Source organism: Robiginitalea sp., assembly GCF_982776155.1.
On sequence record NZ_CEXZKX010000004.1, the window covers coordinates 130,823 to 147,065 of the forward strand.

The 16,243-nt window shown below is 53.9% G+C and carries 21 protein-coding genes; 8 read left to right on the forward strand and 13 right to left on the reverse strand.

Going from position 1 to position 16,243, the window contains the following annotated elements:
- The 5 genes from AC3DKS_RS08360 to AC3DKS_RS08380 form a co-directional block, all read right to left on the reverse strand.
- Positions 1–699, reverse strand: a complete 699-nt coding sequence (locus tag AC3DKS_RS08360; protein WP_272607828.1) for a TIGR04283 family arsenosugar biosynthesis glycosyltransferase — start codon at positions 697–699, stop codon at positions 1–3.
- Positions 700–814: 115 nt separating this feature from the next.
- Positions 815–940, reverse strand: coding sequence for a hypothetical protein (locus AC3DKS_RS08365; protein WP_272607827.1), 126 nt, complete (start codon positions 938–940; stop codon positions 815–817).
- Between the two features lie 203 nt (positions 941–1,143).
- Entirely contained in the window at positions 1,144–2,433 is a 1,290-nt protein-coding gene (locus AC3DKS_RS08370; protein ID WP_272607826.1) for a tetratricopeptide repeat protein, read from the reverse strand.
- Positions 2,434–2,546: 113 nt separating this feature from the next.
- Positions 2,547–3,323 carry a DUF4331 family protein gene (locus tag AC3DKS_RS08375; RefSeq protein WP_272607825.1) on the reverse strand — a complete coding sequence of 259 codons (777 nt, stop codon included), beginning with the start codon at positions 3,321–3,323 and terminating at the stop codon, positions 2,547–2,549.
- Positions 3,324–3,343: 20 nt separating this feature from the next.
- Positions 3,344–4,021, reverse strand: coding sequence for a DUF4331 family protein (locus AC3DKS_RS08380; protein ID WP_015755324.1), 678 nt, complete (start codon positions 4,019–4,021; stop codon positions 3,344–3,346).
- A 169-nt stretch (positions 4,022–4,190) separates the two neighbouring features.
- Here AC3DKS_RS08380 and AC3DKS_RS08385 point away from each other — a divergent pair, with 169 nt between their 5' ends.
- On the forward strand, positions 4,191–5,384 hold the full coding sequence (locus AC3DKS_RS08385; RefSeq protein ID WP_015755325.1) for an LETM1-related biofilm-associated protein: 1,194 nt from the start codon (positions 4,191–4,193) through the stop codon (positions 5,382–5,384).
- A gap of 61 nt (positions 5,385–5,445) precedes the next feature.
- Here the strand turns inward: AC3DKS_RS08385 and AC3DKS_RS08390 are convergent, their stop codons facing one another.
- The 6 genes from AC3DKS_RS08390 to AC3DKS_RS08415 all read right to left on the reverse strand — a co-directional run bounded on the left by AC3DKS_RS08390 (position 5,446) and on the right by AC3DKS_RS08415 (position 9,672).
- Positions 5,446–6,201, reverse strand: a complete 756-nt coding sequence (locus AC3DKS_RS08390; protein WP_272607824.1) for a LytR/AlgR family response regulator transcription factor — start codon at positions 6,199–6,201, stop codon at positions 5,446–5,448.
- 48 nt (positions 6,202–6,249) lie between these two features.
- A complete protein-coding gene (locus tag AC3DKS_RS08395; RefSeq protein ID WP_015755327.1) occupies positions 6,250–6,564 on the reverse strand; it encodes a 2TM domain-containing protein in 315 nt (104 codons plus the stop codon).
- 54 nt (positions 6,565–6,618) lie between these two features.
- Positions 6,619–6,921, reverse strand: coding sequence for a 2TM domain-containing protein (locus tag AC3DKS_RS08400; protein WP_015755328.1), 303 nt, complete (start codon positions 6,919–6,921; stop codon positions 6,619–6,621).
- Between the two features lie 25 nt (positions 6,922–6,946).
- On the reverse strand, positions 6,947–7,228 hold the full coding sequence (locus tag AC3DKS_RS08405; protein WP_015755329.1) for a 2TM domain-containing protein: 282 nt from the start codon (positions 7,226–7,228) through the stop codon (positions 6,947–6,949).
- A 102-nt stretch (positions 7,229–7,330) separates the two neighbouring features.
- The gene (locus AC3DKS_RS08410; protein ID WP_272607823.1) at positions 7,331–8,668 is read right to left on the reverse strand and encodes a 2TM domain-containing protein; all 1,338 of its coding nucleotides are present in this window, start codon (positions 8,666–8,668) and stop codon (positions 7,331–7,333) included.
- Between the two features lie 170 nt (positions 8,669–8,838).
- Positions 8,839–9,672, reverse strand: a complete 834-nt coding sequence (locus AC3DKS_RS08415) for an alpha/beta fold hydrolase (protein ID WP_272607822.1) — start codon at positions 9,670–9,672, stop codon at positions 8,839–8,841.
- A gap of 238 nt (positions 9,673–9,910) precedes the next feature.
- On the opposite strand from AC3DKS_RS08415, the gene AC3DKS_RS08420 reads away from it, so the two are divergent.
- The 6 genes from AC3DKS_RS08420 (at position 9,911) to AC3DKS_RS08445 (ending at position 13,908) form a co-directional block, all read left to right on the forward strand.
- Positions 9,911–10,519: an FMN-binding negative transcriptional regulator gene (locus AC3DKS_RS08420; protein WP_272607821.1), complete on the forward strand. Its 609-nt coding sequence runs from the start codon at positions 9,911–9,913 to the stop codon at positions 10,517–10,519.
- Between the two features lie 44 nt (positions 10,520–10,563).
- Positions 10,564–10,944 carry a hypothetical protein gene (locus AC3DKS_RS08425; RefSeq protein WP_015755334.1) on the forward strand — a complete coding sequence of 127 codons (381 nt, stop codon included), beginning with the start codon at positions 10,564–10,566 and terminating at the stop codon, positions 10,942–10,944.
- Positions 10,937–11,446 (forward strand): GNAT family N-acetyltransferase, encoded by a 510-nt coding sequence (locus tag AC3DKS_RS08430; RefSeq protein WP_272607820.1) that lies wholly within the window; start codon positions 10,937–10,939, stop codon positions 11,444–11,446. Before AC3DKS_RS08425 ends, AC3DKS_RS08430 begins: the two co-directional genes overlap by 8 nt.
- A 158-nt stretch (positions 11,447–11,604) precedes the next feature.
- A complete protein-coding gene (locus AC3DKS_RS08435; RefSeq protein ID WP_015755336.1) occupies positions 11,605–12,024 on the forward strand; it encodes a DUF2141 domain-containing protein in 420 nt (139 codons plus the stop codon).
- Positions 12,025–12,295: 271 nt separating this feature from the next.
- On the forward strand, positions 12,296–12,754 hold the full coding sequence (locus AC3DKS_RS08440; RefSeq protein ID WP_015755337.1) for a hypothetical protein: 459 nt from the start codon (positions 12,296–12,298) through the stop codon (positions 12,752–12,754).
- A 194-nt stretch (positions 12,755–12,948) separates the two neighbouring features.
- Entirely contained in the window at positions 12,949–13,908 is a 960-nt protein-coding gene (locus tag AC3DKS_RS08445; RefSeq protein WP_015755338.1) for a LysR family transcriptional regulator, read from the forward strand.
- Positions 13,909–13,935: 27 nt separating this feature from the next.
- Here AC3DKS_RS08445 and AC3DKS_RS08450 read toward each other — a convergent pair whose 3' ends face one another.
- Positions 13,936–14,133 carry a hypothetical protein gene (locus tag AC3DKS_RS08450; RefSeq protein WP_015755339.1) on the reverse strand — a complete coding sequence of 66 codons (198 nt, stop codon included), beginning with the start codon at positions 14,131–14,133 and terminating at the stop codon, positions 13,936–13,938.
- A 119-nt stretch (positions 14,134–14,252) separates the two neighbouring features.
- Here AC3DKS_RS08450 and AC3DKS_RS08455 point away from each other — a divergent pair, with 119 nt between their 5' ends.
- Positions 14,253–15,551: a D-alanyl-D-alanine carboxypeptidase/D-alanyl-D-alanine-endopeptidase gene (locus tag AC3DKS_RS08455; protein ID WP_272607819.1), complete on the forward strand. Its 1,299-nt coding sequence runs from the start codon at positions 14,253–14,255 to the stop codon at positions 15,549–15,551.
- Here the strand turns inward: AC3DKS_RS08455 and AC3DKS_RS08460 are convergent.
- Positions 15,545–16,153: an NUDIX domain-containing protein gene (locus AC3DKS_RS08460; RefSeq protein WP_015755341.1), complete on the reverse strand. Its 609-nt coding sequence runs from the start codon at positions 16,151–16,153 to the stop codon at positions 15,545–15,547. The genes AC3DKS_RS08455 and AC3DKS_RS08460 overlap by 7 nt on opposite strands.
- Positions 16,154–16,243: the final 90 nt, after the last annotated feature.

Consider the following 16,243-nt stretch of genomic DNA (forward strand, 5'->3'; position numbering starts at 1 on the left):
CTATGGATTGGGGCGGAATAATTTCCCGTAGAGACGCTTGAGGGTGTCCGGTTTGCATCCGCAATGAAATAGAATCAAGAGGAACAGATTGCTGAGGTTTACCCGCAGATAGGAATTCCGCTTATACTTCCGGGCGGAAACCACCATGTCATTATGGACGATTCGATAGGGGGTGCGGGCCCGTTTCATCCGACGAAAAAACTCAAAGTCTTCCATCAGGACCTGATCCGGGTCAAATCCGCCCAGGGCTTCAAACGTTTGTTTTTCAATAAACAGGCATTGATCCCCGCCTCCCGTAAAAAGCCCGTCCTTCCGGGTAAAATACCCATTGATCCTGAGCAGGAGCGTCGGGTTGTCGAAGCGATAGGAAAAAAAGCCCGCCTGGTAGTCTTCGGATAAGGTCCGGGAGATATCCCGGAAGAATTCGTCCGGCGGCCACACATCGGCATGCAAAAAGACGAGGGTTGTACCCCGGGCGCGCCTTGCACCTGCATTCATCTGGCTGGCCCGGCTTGTAGCCTCACATCTAACGGGTTCCAACCCAAGTTCCCTCAGGACCTCCGCAGAACCATCCCGGGTGGCACCGGACAGGACCGGCAGCAATTCCACGGGATGATCGCCCCGAATGCGCTGCAGGTGGGGGATTAACCGGCTCAGGTTGTTCCGTTCGTTATGGATGGGGATGACCACACTGATCATGGGCGGGAACTCGTATTTTGAAAAAATAAGGATGTTTTCGGAAATACGAGGTGACCCTCCGGGAGAAAAGTCCAGAAATTCCGGTTGGAGCCGCCAATAAGGTTCCTGGGGCGTATCAGTGCTTCATACGCAGCTGTCGTTCGGCTTTCTTGGTTTTTTGAAGGGAATGATGGGCCTGGTATACCATCACGGCAGAAAATGCCATTGCGGTAATACCAAGGGAAAATAACAGGATTTCCATAACATATAGGTTTTAAGTTCCGGGCCTTTCGGAGGGGCGTCCGGCAGGCAGTTTGGGTTCTGGACTGGGCAATATATAGATTCGCGTCCATAATGAACAATAAAAATTCACAGTTTTCGATGAAAAGCCCTGATTCCCAAAAGGATCAGGGCTTATGTGTAGCAAAATCAATTTGAATCCTAAAAACCTCCGTTTCGAAAATGCTACATCTTCAATGTCCGCAACCGGGACGGGGATTCCGGTCCAAGCTCGTATACGGCCTCCTCGAGTTCGGCAGCCAGTTGGGCGGCCCGGCCCTGCATTCCTGAAGCCTTGTAGATCTCAGCCGCGTACAGGAGCGTTTGGGGTTCAAAGGTCTTGCCGTCCACTTGTTCGCGGATGAGCTCGAGGGCCCTGGAGGTATCGCCGTTTCGAAAGTAGGCATAGGCCAGCAGGCCATGGGTTTCCGGGGTTGGCCGATTGTTGACCTCGCGCCGTGCCAGGTCCAGGGCCTTGCCAACCTGCCCGGTCGATTCCAGGTAAAGCGAGGCGGCATGGGCGTTATACATATCTCCGTATCCCGGATCACTGAGCAGGCTGGCAAAGCGGTCCAGATAGACCGACTGGGCCTGCAAATTTCCCTGGGAGGCGGCAATATCCGCCTGTAACAATGCGATATCGGGGCTCTGGTAATAAGTAGACACGGTATCCAGAATACGCAGTGCCTCTCCAGGTTGTTTTTCGTGCGAATAGACGATCCAGGCGATGCCCTTTTTGGCATAGGCATTGGAGGGATCCAGCTGCAAGGCTTTCAGGTAGTGCTTATAGGATTTTTTAATTTCCCCTGCGTGGCCGTAGTAATCGGCCAGGTTCGTGTAGCACCATTGCAACAAAACGGGGTTCTTGCTTCGCCCGGCTGTTTCGGTTGCCAGTTCCAGTGTAGATATGGCCTTCGGGAGGTTCCCCCGGTGGTCGCTCCACTTGGCCAGGCGAATCAGGTAATCCATCCGGACCATGTCGGCAATTGCTTTCAGGTGCGTCTCGGCTTCTTCATATTCGCCCAACTCCATCAGGATATCGAATTGCAGGGCGTGGTTGGCCCGCATCCCGCTACCCATTGCCATGGCAGAGTCCGCCAGGGCGGCCGCTTCCCGGAATCGGTGTTGTGAAATGTAGTTTCGCGCCAGGGCCCGGTAAAAATCGGCTTTGCCGATGGCGGCAATTTCCACCCCGCGCTGCAGGGCCTGTTCCGCTTTTTTCAGGTAGTCGATGTTCCCGGTATTGTCAAACGCCCGGGCGTATTCGCCTGCGACAATTCCAAAACTCGTCAGCTGCAGGCTGTCCGGCCGTATCTTGTCATTCCAGATCCGGAAATACTTGGATTCCGGGCCGGAAGGGGTCGCGGCTAGATAGGCGTCGTAGTCATTCGGATTCGTTATGCGTTCTTCGGCCTGATGCTGGCAACTGCTGAGCAGGACAACCGGCAACAGGAATAGATACAAAGTATATTTCATGATTGAGGATTTCTGAGGTTCAACATGTGATGGGTGTGCCACCGCGAATAAAGAAGGGGAGGGCCGTCCGGGGACGGGGTCCCTCCCCTGCTCTTTTTCACAGCAATTGCTTCTTATTCAGGCGCTCCCACATAGGGGAAGTCGGCGCTGAGGGTAGCGGTGAGGGCTACGCCGTCCGAGGTGAGCCTGGGCAGGTCCTGCATCCCGTCGCCATCCACATCCTGACCGCTGAAGCGGTCGCCTTCCATCCCGCCGAAGAGCAGGATCAGGCTGATATCGATTACGTCGTCCTGCAGGGTCCGCCCGGTCAGGCCGATTTCATCTCCGTCCGGCACCAGGATCCGACCGTCATTGTCGTTATCCGTACCCGGGTCGAAGTAGGTGGTGCGGGCATCCGGCGCCACTTCAAGCACGTCCGCCGCCAGGTAAGTGGTCAGCGTGGTGGCATCCAGCCCCAGGATATTCGTTTCGTAATCCACATCGGCCGGGTCCAGGCCAAGCAGGTTGGCATATACGTCGTGATACGCTTCAAGGCGCGCCTCGAATCCCGCCTGGAATGCCGCGGTCATCTCTGAGGGTATCGTGACGTTGTGGGCGTCTTTAACGCTCGCTTCGCCTTCCATGTCCGCGCTGAGGACCGTGTTGATCCCGGGCCGGCCCATGTGGTCCTGTTGCTCGTAGGTACCGCTGAAGTCGGGTTCCATCCCTTCCATACAGGGGGTGCAGCTGCCGCCGCAGTCAATTCCGGTTTCATCGCCGTTCATGACGCCATCCGTACAGGTGGGGTTCATAACCATTTCCATTTCCTGCGGGTCGTCGTCGCTGCAGGACAGGGTGAGGCTCAACATTCCGATGAGGCCCAGGCCTGCTAAATATCTATATACTTTCATCATTGTAAATTTTTAGGGGTTTATGATTTGCGGTTGGTGGTTACCCAGGTTTTGTACACAGGTACGCCCAGGGCGTTTTGTCCGGTAGGGGTACCCAACATGCTGTTGGGGATTTCAATCACAATTGACATGGTGTTGGCACCGTCAAAGGTATCGGTGGCCTCTTCCGGGGGAAGGAAGCCCTCGGGCGCCATACCGCCTATTACCGCATTGAACTGGAAGAAATCAAAATAGAACGGATCCTGTCGGGGACCGGCAAATAAACGGACGCCGTCTGAGGTCGTTTCTACCGTGGCGGATGGCCCGGAAATCGCTACGCTTCCAATCGGGTTGTCCGTGTAGATTCCGCTGCTCGTCCCGGTGGTCGGTGTATCGCTCATGAAAAAATACATCATCCCGCTCCTCGGGATTGCCTGGATCACCCGGTCTTCCACCAGGTCGCCGTCCAGGTCGATGTTGATTTCCGTCACGACATCTTCGTCAAAACTGCCGTACGCCAGGTCCGGCAACACATTGGATTGCAGGTCTACCACGAATACCGTGTTGTCCGACCCCTCGTTGGGCTCAAATGCAAAAAAATCTGCGATATCCGCTGTCGTACCAGCCGCGGAAGGGGCGTCGATGTGGTCGGCAGCCACAATCAGTGCGGCCAGGCCAACCAGGCCAAGCACGCCGCCGTAAATGTTACTCTTTCTCATCTTTTAGTTTTTAGAGGTGATTCGCCAACACTTACGGAGGAAAGCTGCCGGGGTTCGGTTTAAAATGTTAAAATAACGTTAAAGCTATCTGCCGGGCACTTTAAATCAGCAGTCGCATACACCGGACATGGAAATAAAAATTAATTTGGCCCTTTAAATCTGACGGGTCGTGAATCCCTCTTCCTCGGGCTGGATTGAAAAATTCGGGCATCTGGCGTCCAGGCACGCCGAACCTTTTGACGATTTCGGGCAGCTATACCAGGCGCTCCGCAAATTGGGATTCTCCTATGGAATGAATATCGGCATCCCCTCCTTTATAGATCCCGCCCACAAGCTGACCCAGGACGAATACGCCAAGCTCAACCTTTTATACGGACTGTACGCCACCTATCAACTGCGCAACCGCACGGTGCGCTTCAACTATTTCCTGGAATCCGTTTTTAATTTTTACAAGGATCTGGAAGTAGGGCGCATCAACTTCCTTCAAAAAATCCTCAGCGGGAAGAAAACGTCCAGTCAACTGGAAAAACTCCTGGATTCGCGGATCTACCTGGAAGCCAATATGCTTTCCAAGACCTTCAACAGCATTATTACCAATTCCCTGTTGTTCGTGGATGTCCTTACCTACAAACACTACCTGGACGGACACCAGCAATTGCGGCTGTACGCAAGGAACCTGGAATTTGTGACCATCAACATCACCTCCCAGGCGCTTGGAAGCAAGAAAAAGAACCCCACGGACGAGCGGCTCAGGGAGTTGTTCCGGTCATCCATCACCTATATGGAAGATCAGGAGGCCGAACCGGACCTGAGTTACCGCGCCATGCTCGAGGACTACCGGGGTACGGGGGCCGCCCGGTATTTCCTGGATGTGGCCTGTCTGACGGTTTGGGAAGACGGGAACCTGGAGTTCCGCGAATCCGATTTTGTCTTTCTTCTGGGGGAAGAACTCGGGCTGGACCGCGAATATGTCCGCCAGGCATTGGAAGATGTAACCCGGTTTTTCGGAAGCCACGCCGGGGAAATTTCGGTCCTCAACGACGGGCGGTTCTACGACGGCATGAGCCAGGTGGTCAACAAGCTGATCCGGCGGAACAGCAAACGGCTGCAAAACGAATTGTCCCAAAGCAGGGAACTCATGTACCTGCTCTCAAAATCCACTGTCCGGGAACTCACCGAGGAGGAGAAAAGAAAGGTACAGGAACAGCTCGTGGATATCTTTAAGAGCATCCCGTCGCTCGCTATTTTCCTGTTGCCAGGCGGGGCCGTTTTACTGCCGATGTTCATCAGTCTGATTCCCCGACTACTTCCCTCTTCGTTCGACGAAAACCGGGTGGATCCGGAGGAGGAATTGGAGAAATAAGCGGTATAAGAAAATTCTATAGCGGGTATTTAGTTGTTGTTATTCAGGCTTTTGAACCTATTTACTCCAACCATAACTTAAAGTCCTTTACCCGTTCCCGGCTTACGATGATTTCGTGCTCATCATAACGGTTCAATTTGATTTTAAGGCGGGAATTCGCATACGCGATGATGTCTTTTATGTGGTCGACATTCACAAAGAATTTCCGGCTTACCCGGAAAAATTTCGACGGTTCCAGGTCGTCTTCCAATTGCTCCAGGGTCGTGTCGAGCAGGTAGGTACGCCCCTCTTTTGTGGCTGCGTAGGTACCCTTGTTTTCCGAGAGGAAACATTCAATTTCGTCCGCATGGAGAATTTTAAGGTGCTGCCCCACCCGTGCCGTAAACCGCTTTTTGTAATCCCGCTCCAGCGGGTTGACCAGGAGCTTTCGGATGTCCTCAAAATCGACTTGCAAGGGCGCATTGGCCGCTGTTCGTTCCCGGAACTTTTTCAGGGACGCTGCCAACTCGTCCTCGTCGATGGGCTTTAGCAGGTAGTCAATACTGTTTAGCTTGAAGGCCTGCAGGGCGTATTCGTCGTAGGCGGTGGTGAAGATGATGGGGGAGCGCACCTCCACAGCATCGAAAATCTCAAAGGAAAGACCGTCCGAAAGCTGGATGTCCAGGAATATCAGGTCCGGGTTGTCGTGCTTCCGGAACCATTCGATGGCCTCCTCTACCGAATGGAGCAGGACCGCGGCAGTAACCCCGTGCTTTTCCAGCATACGGGAAAGACGCCGTGCCGCAGGCTTCTCGTCTTCAATAATAATGGCGTTCAAAAGCGGTTGGTTTTATTGATGGAATATTGCGATTTCCTGAATATCAGGTTACTTGAATTTTTCGGATTCCCTCCGGTCCTTCTCCATATACTTCCGGATTTGCTCGTCTTCCCATTTTTTGCCGAAGAATGGGAGCCAGCCAAATACCTTGGCCCCGTGGAAAGCCAATCCGATTCCCCAAAACAACGGGGTGTACAGGCTATACCATTGGAAGAGCGCCTGCCCGTCGTAGAAGATCCGGATGTTCTGCACAATCAGGAGCATTAAATTTATAAAAATAAATACGCTCAGGTGGATGTAGAACCCCTTGATCTCCTCCACGCGTTTTTTTGCTCTTTTAAGCTTTTCTTCTGGTGTTTCCATAACTACTTCTATCAATCGGCCGCTGTATGCAGCCGGGCCGGACCCTTAACGGGTCTATTCCCACCGTTTCGGATTGCGCTCCTCTTCTTCCATCAATTCCCGGATCTTGCGCTCTTCCCAGTCCCGTGAGAAAAACGGGTTCAGGTTAAAGGTATGGAGGGCGTGGAAAAAAAGCCCGATCCCCCATCCCAGGGCTGCCCAAAGGAACCATTTGTAGTCCCAGTACGTCAGGTAATTTATAATTCCCAACAGGGTAATGACGAAGATATAGGATGCGACATTCCCGTAGAACTTCTTGAGTTCCTCCACGCGCTCCCTGGCGCGGATGTATTTGCTTTCCTTTTTGAAATCTTCCATGGCGATTCGTTTTTTGGTTTTCAGGTTAAAATTCCTCCCGCGACATGTATTCGCGGATTTTGCGATCCTCCCATCCCCGGCCCAGGACCAGGTCGTAGCCAAATACCTTCAGGCCGTGCATCAACAGTCCGAACCCCCAGCCAATTGCGGGAAATAAAGCCCAGGGGAAACTGGTCGTCCGCCAGTTCAGCCAGATGAGGAAAGGGATAACAATCAGGTAGGTGATCAGGTTGCCGTAGAATCCGCGTATATCCTCGACGCGTTTCTTGGCGCGCAGGTAGCGGTCTGCATGTGAAAAGTCTTCCATTGTAGTTGTTTTTAGTTTCTGCATCAAATATGCAACGCAGGGCCCGCTAACTGAATTTATGCCGACCGAATTGTCGAAACCCGCTACCGAACCGCGGTGTACCTAAAAATCGTCCTTCTCCATCAATTCCCGGATCTTCCGCTCCTCCCAGCCCTTGCCCCAAAGCGGGTTGTATCCAAAGGCCTCCAACCCGTGCATCACCACCCCAAACCCCCAGCCGACGGCCGGGAATATGGCCCAGGGGAAGTCCGTACTCCGCAAATTCAACCAGGCCAGGAAAGGGATCACGATGCAGTATGCGGTCAGGTTCCCGTAAAAGTTCTTGATGGCTTCCACCCGTTCTTTCGCCTTTAAGTAGCGCTTATCTTCCAGGTACTCCTCCTGACGGCTCACACGTCTAACCTGTCGGGTTAACAGCGGCAGGGACACGCGGAACGTTTTGTCGTCCCGGGCAATTTCCACCTGTCGGTCCGTCAACAGGGCATAGCGCTGGCGGATGTTCCGAAGCCCCACCCCGCTTGATTTTTTTACCACGGCCTTCTCCTGCAGGTTGTTGGAGACCACTACCCTGCCGTCCAGTTCCCGGACGCGTATATGCAGGGGGCGGGAAGGGGTTACCACATTGTGTTTTACCGCGTTCTCCAGGAGCAATTGCAGCGAAAGCGGGACAATCCGGGCTTCCGGGTTGCTGCTGGCTTCGGGGATCTCGAAAACGATACTGTCTTCAAACCGCATCTTCAGGAGGCGGACGTAGGTGTGGGCAAAGGCGAATTCCTCGTCCACGGTGACAAGCTCCTTGTTTTTCTGCTCGAGGACGTATCGGTACACCTTGGAGAGGGAGGTTGTAAATCGCTGGGCCTGTTCGGGGTCTTCGTCAATCAGGCTCGTGAGTACATTCAGGCTGTTGAACAGGAAATGCGGGTCCAGCTGGTTCTTCAGGGCGTCGAATTGCGCAGCGGCCGTACCTGCTATAATTTTCTGTTGCTTTACGCGGGTTTCCTGCCGGTACTTGTTGTAATAAAAAAGGTAAAAGATCCCAGAGACCACCAGGGCAATCAGCAGGGAAATCGCATAATAGTCTGGGGTCTGCCGTTTCAGGAAGGACCCCACCGGTTCCCCCATCATCAGAACATAAACCGTAAAATTGGCCAGGGCAATGGCCAATAGGGAAACCAGGGCATTGCCCGCCAGGGAAAGGGCCAGGTTTTTCCATTTGAAAATCCGGTTTCCCCAGCGCCTGAGGGCAAAGAAGATAACATAGGCGTTGGCCAGGTAGATAAACAGCGTAAAGACCATGTGTTGTAAAAAATCCAGCAACTGGTCCATACTCCAGGTGAACTCCCGGCCCAGGAAATAATAGATTCCCAGGAAAACGATGTAAATGGCCACTCCCACGACGCTCGCGCGGCCCAATTCAATAAAAAATCGTTTCCAACCCATAGTGCGCTTTAAATGTAGCAAATGTTCGGGGAGCAACAGCCATTTCCCCAGGTCCGGACATACGAAGCCCGGAGGCATTCCCCACAGGTTCCAAAGAACCGGTATGCGCTCCGGGCCTGAAAATTTAACCGTCCGAATTGTCGGATCCGGCGGCTGAACTGTCTATTGGCTTACTTTTTCAGGAACCCTGCCAGCATTTCGTTGAGCTCCCTTGCATGGGTCAGGTGGAGTCCGTGCGGGGCTCCTTCCAGTACTTTGAGGGTAGCATCCGGGATGCCGCTGGCCGCCTGCCGGGCCGAAGTTTCTATGGGGACCGTCTGGTCGCCATCCCCGTGTACCACAAGGGTGGGCACCCGGACGTTGGCGAGTTCCGGCCTGAAATCCGTATGCATCCAGGCAAGGGCAGTCTGGATGGTGGCCCTGGGGGATGCGTGGGAGGCCACGATGAAGTCGTAATCGAGCTGTGCCTGGCTGATGCGGTCCTTTGCCGCGTTCTCGTCAAAATTGTAAAACCCTTTTGAAAATTCCTTCAGGAAGCCTACCCGGTCTTTCTGCAGTGCCTCCTTGATGGAGTCCAGTGTTTCCGCTGGGACACCCCCGGGATTGTCATCGTGTTGCTTGACCAGGGGGATGATGGAGCTGACCAGGGCAATTTTGTCGATGCGGTTGTCTCCAAAATCCGTCAGGTAGCGGATAACTTCGCCCCCGCCCATCGAAAACCCAACCAGTACGCAATTGTCGAGTTTGAGTTGTTCGATGATCTCGTTCAAATCACCTGCCAGGTCGGAGTACCCGTAGCCGTCCCAGGGGGCAGAGCTGATCCCGAACCCCCGCCGGTCATAGGAAATGCACCGGTAGCCGGATTCGACGAGCTTCCAGACTTGCTGTTCCCACATCTTATTGCTCAGGGGCCACCCGTGAATCAGGATAACGGCCTGTCCTTTCCCATAGTCTTCATAATAAATACTGTGTTCTTCCTCTTTGCTGTGTGTGATAAATGGCATATTCTCTTTTATATTTAAACTACGGGGTTTCCCGGGAATCCCTTGCCGGAATGCCATGGAATCCGTGCTGTATGCAAAGTTTGGAGTGCGGTTGCATTTACCGGACATGCATGCCGGAATTGCGCCATCCGGAATTGCACGATCCGGAATTGCGCCATCCGGAAACGGCCAAATTGCTACCTTTGGAATTCTGTCAGGCTTTTGCCGCAGGATAAAAATTATCAAGTGATACCACTCCATGTATATCCCGGATAAATACCGGATAGAAGATCCGCGGGTGATCCGGGAATTCCTGGAAGCACATTCCTTTGGCCTGCTTGTCTGCAACGGGCCGGCAACACCGATGGCCACCCATTTACCCCTTGAGCTCATACCCGGCAAGGACCCCCTGGAGCTATGCGGCCACGCTGCCCGGGCCAATCCGCAGTGGAAACATATCCGGGACGGACAGGAAGTCCTTTGTATTTTCCAGGGGCCCCACAGCTACGTATCCTCCTCATGGTACCGGGAGGAAGAGGTGCCCACCTGGAACTATATGGCGGCACACGTCCGGGGGGTCTACAACGTTCAGGATGCCGATCAGCTGCGGGCCTCCCTGGATCGACTGGTAGACAAATACGAAAGCGATTCCGTGGAGCCGGTATCCATGGAGGGGTTTTCGCCGGCCACACTCCGTCAAATCCGGGGCATTATCGGGTTTACGGTCCGCGTAACAGCCGTGGACGTTGCCTTTAAGCTATCGCAGGGCCGCAGGGAGGACCTCAACCGGATAATCGGCGAACTCAGCCAAAGAGGCGGATTAGCCGCAGCAGTGGCTGACGCGATGAAAAAGCATCTACTGTCTTGATTCTGAACGGTGAAATCGATACCTTGTAGGAAATTCAACCCACCATGTTACACAACAAATTCTGGCAGGGCTTCTTTGCCCTTGCACCGGTTGCGGGGCTCGTGTTGCTCTTTGCCGGCTATGCCGTATTCATGTTTACCCTCTTTGGAAATATCGAGCGGTTCGAAGGCCAGGAGGCCCCGCCGGCCAGCTTTTTTGGCGGGTTGGGCGTGTTTATTGCCATGATCCTGCTATTGGTCCTCGTCAGCCTGGGGAGCCTGGTGTTTTATATTGTTCACGCCGTTAAAAATCCGAACCTCCAGCACAACAACCTGCTGCTGGTGTGGATCCTGCTATTCATTTTTGCCAACGGTATCGGGCAGGTAATTTACTGGGTAGTCGAAATCCTGGGGAACCGTAAGTCGGCCCCCCTTCAGGATGGCTGACACATTTCCCAAGGCCCCGGATAGCATGCACCCGGGAAACGATGTGCGAATCGTGCCCTATACCCCCGCGTACCGGGAGGCCTTTTTTAGGCTGAACCAGGCGTGGATTGAACGATATTTCGAGATGGAACCCAGGGACTATCAGGTGTTAGGCAACCCGCAGGAGACGATCCTGGATCCCGGGGGCCATATTCTGGTTGCCCTTGCCGGGGGGCAGCCGGTTGGGGTCTGCGCCCTGCTCGCCTCCGGACGGCCCGGATACGATTTTGAACTGGCCAAAATGGGGGTGGACCCTGCCTCACAGGGGCGTGGGATCGGGCGTGCACTGGCCCGGGCCATCCTGCAAGTAGCCCGGAATTCCGGAGCCCGGAAAATCTTCCTGGAAAGCAGCACCCGCCTGCCGGCAGCCCTGTCGCTCTATCGGAAACTGGGCTTCCGGGAAATTGCCGGGGGCCCCTCCCCCTACAAACGCTCGGATATCCGGATGGGCCTTTCCCTTTGATTACCCCTAAATTACCCCCGTCGCTTGCCCCGAGTAATCTCTCAGGCCGGCACCTCTCACGGTTCGGGGGCCGAAATCCCCAATTCAGCAAGTTTGTTTTTTATGCCGCAAATGGGTTTTGCAGATTTGGGCCAGGTTCAACACAAAAAACGCAACCCATGAAAACACGCATCTTATTTACACTGGCATTACTTCTTTCCCTCGGCCTCGGCGCCCAGGATTTTAAAGGGGCTACCGTTACCGTTACCCTGGAAAACGTCCTGAATGATCAGGGCGATATCCTGGCCGCCCTGCACACGGACCAGACGTTTATGAAAGGGGCCGGGATCAAAAACTTTAAGGCCGGCGCATCTCCGGGGTCCCTGACATTCACCTTTGAAAACGTCACCCCCGGCACATACGCCGTTTCCGTCCTGCACGACCTGAATAGCAACGAGCGGATGGATTTTGAGAGCAACGGCATGCCCTCCGAACCTTATGGGATGAGCGGCAACGACATGGCGATGGGGCCGCCCACTTTTGGCGGGGCCGCCTTTGAGGTGGGCTGGGACGACGTGGAATTGCATATCCGCTTCTGACCCTGGACCCTATTCATCCTGCCGGGACCTTACCCCGGAACAACGCATAAACAAAGCCATCCCGCGGGATGGCTTTTGCCTTGCAATCTGTGGGGTTATTAAACTTGTTCCGCCAACCAGGCCCTTATCTTAAAGACAATTATCCACCGTCGCTAATTCAAGAGCGATTTAAAGGTGTCGGAGACTAAGTTATCTGAAAGTTTTATAATAATAGTAGGGTTAAATACGTTCTGGTTGTTATTGGATACCAAATCTTTAAAATTCAAAAATTATGAAATCGTTAAAATTTGCCTTTTTACTGTCCGCCTTGGTGCTGTTTATATCCTGTAGTAAGGATGATGACTCCTTTGCAAGGGTAAGTGTTAACGGCACCCAACTTACCGCCAGCCCTTCGGATTTTACCGTGGGCGACACCTCGGATTTCAACGGGGATGTGGATGCGAGCTTCACCGGGAATGGCGGGACTACTATCCGAATGTTCAGCTGGAACAACAACCTGAGTACCGCTGATTATAACGCGGATGTAACGCTTGCGGTTGAAGGAAGTTTCCGAATCATCGTAGAAGATGCCGATGGGATGCCCGTATTGGACCGGACCATCCAGGGCGGATCCGAGCCAGATTCCATCAGCGGGGTAACCGATTCAGGGGCTTCGGGCATCTGGACTGTGACCATTGAGGTCAAGAACTTCAATGGAGACGGCAGCTTTTCTCTGAGCGAAGGCAACTAAAATACATTCTCTTATATCGTTAAGCCCTGCGGAGTTCCCGCAGGGCTTTTTTAATTCCGACTATCCTTCGGGTTCTCTCATTGGTTTCAATTCCCATTTCAGTCAGTTTTCAGTCCGGAGTATTGAATCTCCCTATGATAATTCGCTATTACTATCCTTACATTTTATACTTTTAAGTCGCCAAACAGACTCAAATGACAATTACACAACTGCAATATGTCCTCGCCGTGGCGGAACACCGGAATTTTACCGTTGCAGCCGAGAAATGTTTTGTCACCCAGCCTACCCTGAGTATGCAGGTACAGAAACTGGAAGACGAACTCGACCTCCTGATATTCGACCGGAGCAAAAAACCCATCAGCATCACGGAAGCAGGTCAGAAGATCGTAGACCAGGCCCGGAATATCGTCAATGAGGCAGCGCGAATCCGGGACATTGTAGATCAGGAAAAGGGTTTTATAGGCGGCACGTTCACCCTCGGGATAATCCCCACAATCATGCCCACGCTGCTGCCCATGTTCCTCAAGCCCTTTATCAACCGGTATCCGAAGGTTCGGCTCATCATCAAGGAGCTGAGCACGGAAAGGTTGATTGCCAATCTTTTGGAGGGCCACCTGGATGCGGGGATTGCAGCGACCCCGCTCCGGAATGAGCAACTCACCGAGCGGCCGCTTTATTACGAGCCTTTTGTGGGTTATGTCCCGGACGGGCACAGGCTGGCGGGGCTTGGAAAGATCCGACCCGAGGACCTGGACCTGGAAGACATCCTCTTACTTCAGGACGGTCATTGCTTCCGGGACGGGGTGGTCAACCTTTGCAAGGGCGGGTTCCGCCTGGACTCGGACCGTTTCCAACTGGAAAGCGGCAGTTTTGAAACCCTGGTAAAACTAGCGGATGAAGGGCTTGGCATGACCCTCCTCCCCTACCTGCACACGCTGGACCTGGGGAATGGCAACCGGGATAACCTGCGGTTTTTCCAGGAACCTCCGCCGGCGCGGGAGGTGAGCCTGATCTACCACAAGAAGGAACTGAAATTCCAGATAACTGAATCCCTCAAGGAGGTTATCGCCTCCGTAGTTCGCGGCGCAATTGCATTTCAGGATGTTAAAATTATCAGCCCGACTCTGCAGGGGAACCGCAAACAACCCAGATAAAAAAACCCCGCTTTTGCGGGGGGTGTATCAGACGGGCAGGTATTGCAGCGTTTTTTGCAATTCCGGTTTGTCGGTGGTGAAGAGCAGCAACCAGTTGCGCAACTCCTCCAGTTCATTCGGTAGTAGTCTTTTGATCGCTTTTTGGAGTTCCCTGCTGAATAAACGCGCATCGAAACTCACCTTCTGGAGCACGGTTTTTGTGTACTCCAACATCGAACCAGCCATTTTTTGAGTTTGTTTAGTTAGACGTGTCTCTTCAAAAGTAACCAAAAATTGTTGCGGATTATTGCTCCCAAGTCGTTAAAAATTTGATATTTTCATCAACAAATAGTTAAAATAGTCCGATGCCCGGATACCTGTTGAGATTCGCCATTCCATATTCTGTTTTGGGCGCCCTGGCAATCCTGGTATTCCTCTCGGGTTGTTCGCCGGTTCGAAAAGTAAACCGGCATCTGAACAATCAATTCCAAAACGAAGCGCACTCCAACCAGTTCACCGGCATCCTCCTGGTGGATGCGACCAGCCGGGACACCCTCTTCTCCCTGAATGCCGAAAAGTATTTTACACCCGCCAGCAACGTGAAGCTATTTACGCTTTACGCCGCCCTGAAAACCCTGCCAGACAGGGTACCCGCCCTCAAATACGCCCGGCACCGCGACAGCGTCTACGTTGTGGGGACGGGCGATCCGTCGGCGCTCCACCCGGATCTGATGGACAGTACAGCCCTGAAGTTTATCCGGGGCTTCCCCCATGTTACGATGGTCAATTCCAACCTCACGGATCCCGCCTGGGGGCCGGGTTGGTCCTGGGACGATTTCGACGCGTATTACATGCCGGGCCGGAGCGCCTTCCCGGTTCACGGAAATATCCTGCGCCTGATTGGTTATCCGGACAGTTTGCACGTCTCCCCGTCCATCTTCAGGGACAGTCTTTCCCCCCGCAGAGGCGGACGGGCACGCTCGCAACTGCGGAATGTGTTCCTTCGAACCCCTTCTCCCGGGGATACCCTGGATATCCCGTTGCGGATTTCCGGACAATTGGAGCGGGATCTTTGGGCCGCTTTTTCGGGCCGGGTGGTTGTGCGCGGAGATACCCTGCCTCCGCCCCCCCTGGAAACCCTTCCCGGCATGGCTTCGGACAGTCTGTACGCCAAAATGATGAAGGAGAGCGACAATTTTATCGCGGAACAACTGATGCTCCTGGTGTCCGGCACACAATCGGATACACTGAGTTTTGAGGCTGCCCGCGACCGGGTACTGGAAGAGTTCCTGCCCGGGATACCGCAGGTCCCCCGATGGGTGGATGGCTCGGGCCTCAGCCGGTATAATCTCTTTACCCCGGAATCCGTGGTCTTCCTGCTGGACAAACTATACCGGGAGTTCCCGGAACCCCGCTTATTTGCCTTGCTGGCACAGGGGGGACAGGACGGGACCCTGGCGGCATGGTACCGGGACAGCGCGTCGCCGTACGTATTTGGAAAAACGGGGAGCCTGAGCAACAACCACAACCTCAGCGGGTACCTGGTTACCCTCTCAGGCAAACGGGTCTGCTTTTCGATGATGAACAACCACTTTACGCAGCCCTCGGATGTCATAAAGGAAAACATGCAGGAACTCCTGCAATGGGTGCGTGAAAATTACTGAATTTCCCGGGCTACTGGACGCAACGGGCCAAAAAGCGCAGCGTACTGGATTAGGATGAGCGTTTTGGCATCCCGGATCTCCCCGTTTCGTACCTTCTCCAGGATTTCTTCGAACCCGAACTCCAGCAATTCGATGTCCTCGGTTTCCTCGGGAACGCCACCGCCTTCCGCCTCCTTTTGCCCGGGGTGGTAAGCGGCCAGATAATAGTGCAGGATTTCGGTAACGGCGCCCGGGGAACTATACGCCTCCAGGATTTTTTCCAGTTGCTCCACCCGGTACCCCGTTTCCTCCAGGATCTCCTTCCGGATAGCAGCCTCAGGGTCCGCCCCGTCGAGCAGGCCGGCACAAACCTCGGTGAGCAGGCCGTCCGGGTTGTGGTTTACAAAAGTAGGCATCCGGAATTGACGTGTCAGGAGTACTTTCCGCCGGGATGCATCGTACAGTAAAACGGCTGCGCCGTTGCCCCTATCGTACACTTCCCGCTGCCGGGACTCCCATCTGCCATCCGAACGCCGGTACTCAAAATCGTATCGGTACAGGGTATACCAGGCACTTGAGAGCGTCTCTTTCCGGATATTTCTCAGTCTGTCGTTTTCGGGCATCTTGTCAGGGTTTAAACTCAAAGGTAGGGCTTCTGCAGCGCATCCCCACCCACGCACCACAGCCCCCCGGGAACGGCTGGCCTATAAAAT

Bases quoted from the DNA above. Each gene is read 5' to 3' on its own strand.
- AC3DKS_RS08415 (WP_272607822.1), bottom strand. From the start codon at position 9,672: ATGCCATTTATCACACACAGCAAAGAGGAAGAACACAGTATTTATTAT.
- AC3DKS_RS08430 (WP_272607820.1), top strand. From the start codon at position 10,937: ATGGCTGACACATTTCCCAAGGCCCCGGATAGCATGCACCCGGGAAAC.
- AC3DKS_RS08405 (WP_015755329.1), bottom strand. From the start codon at position 7,228: ATGGAAGACTTTTCACATGCAGACCGCTACCTGCGCGCCAAGAAACGC.
- AC3DKS_RS08360 (WP_272607828.1), bottom strand. From the start codon at position 699: ATGATCAGTGTGGTCATCCCCATCCATAACGAACGGAACAACCTGAGC.
- AC3DKS_RS08420 (WP_272607821.1), top strand. From the start codon at position 9,911: ATGTATATCCCGGATAAATACCGGATAGAAGATCCGCGGGTGATCCGG.
- AC3DKS_RS08365 (WP_272607827.1), bottom strand. From the start codon at position 940: ATGGAAATCCTGTTATTTTCCCTTGGTATTACCGCAATGGCATTTTCT.
- AC3DKS_RS08395 (WP_015755327.1), bottom strand. From the start codon at position 6,564: ATGGAAACACCAGAAGAAAAGCTTAAAAGAGCAAAAAAACGCGTGGAG.
- AC3DKS_RS08445 (WP_015755338.1), top strand. From the start codon at position 12,949: ATGACAATTACACAACTGCAATATGTCCTCGCCGTGGCGGAACACCGG.
- AC3DKS_RS08440 (WP_015755337.1), top strand. From the start codon at position 12,296: ATGAAATCGTTAAAATTTGCCTTTTTACTGTCCGCCTTGGTGCTGTTT.
- AC3DKS_RS08450 (WP_015755339.1), bottom strand. From the start codon at position 14,133: ATGGCTGGTTCGATGTTGGAGTACACAAAAACCGTGCTCCAGAAGGTG.
- AC3DKS_RS08410 (WP_272607823.1), bottom strand. From the start codon at position 8,668: ATGGGTTGGAAACGATTTTTTATTGAATTGGGCCGCGCGAGCGTCGTG.
- AC3DKS_RS08425 (WP_015755334.1), top strand. From the start codon at position 10,564: ATGTTACACAACAAATTCTGGCAGGGCTTCTTTGCCCTTGCACCGGTT.
- AC3DKS_RS08400 (WP_015755328.1), bottom strand. From the start codon at position 6,921: ATGGAAGATTTCAAAAAGGAAAGCAAATACATCCGCGCCAGGGAGCGC.
- AC3DKS_RS08435 (WP_015755336.1), top strand. From the start codon at position 11,605: ATGAAAACACGCATCTTATTTACACTGGCATTACTTCTTTCCCTCGGC.
- AC3DKS_RS08370 (WP_272607826.1), bottom strand. From the start codon at position 2,433: ATGAAATATACTTTGTATCTATTCCTGTTGCCGGTTGTCCTGCTCAGC.
- AC3DKS_RS08455 (WP_272607819.1), top strand. From the start codon at position 14,253: ATGCCCGGATACCTGTTGAGATTCGCCATTCCATATTCTGTTTTGGGC.
- AC3DKS_RS08375 (WP_272607825.1), bottom strand. From the start codon at position 3,323: ATGAAAGTATATAGATATTTAGCAGGCCTGGGCCTCATCGGAATGTTG.
- AC3DKS_RS08380 (WP_015755324.1), bottom strand. From the start codon at position 4,021: ATGAGAAAGAGTAACATTTACGGCGGCGTGCTTGGCCTGGTTGGCCTG.
- AC3DKS_RS08460 (WP_015755341.1), bottom strand. From the start codon at position 16,153: ATGCCCGAAAACGACAGACTGAGAAATATCCGGAAAGAGACGCTCTCA.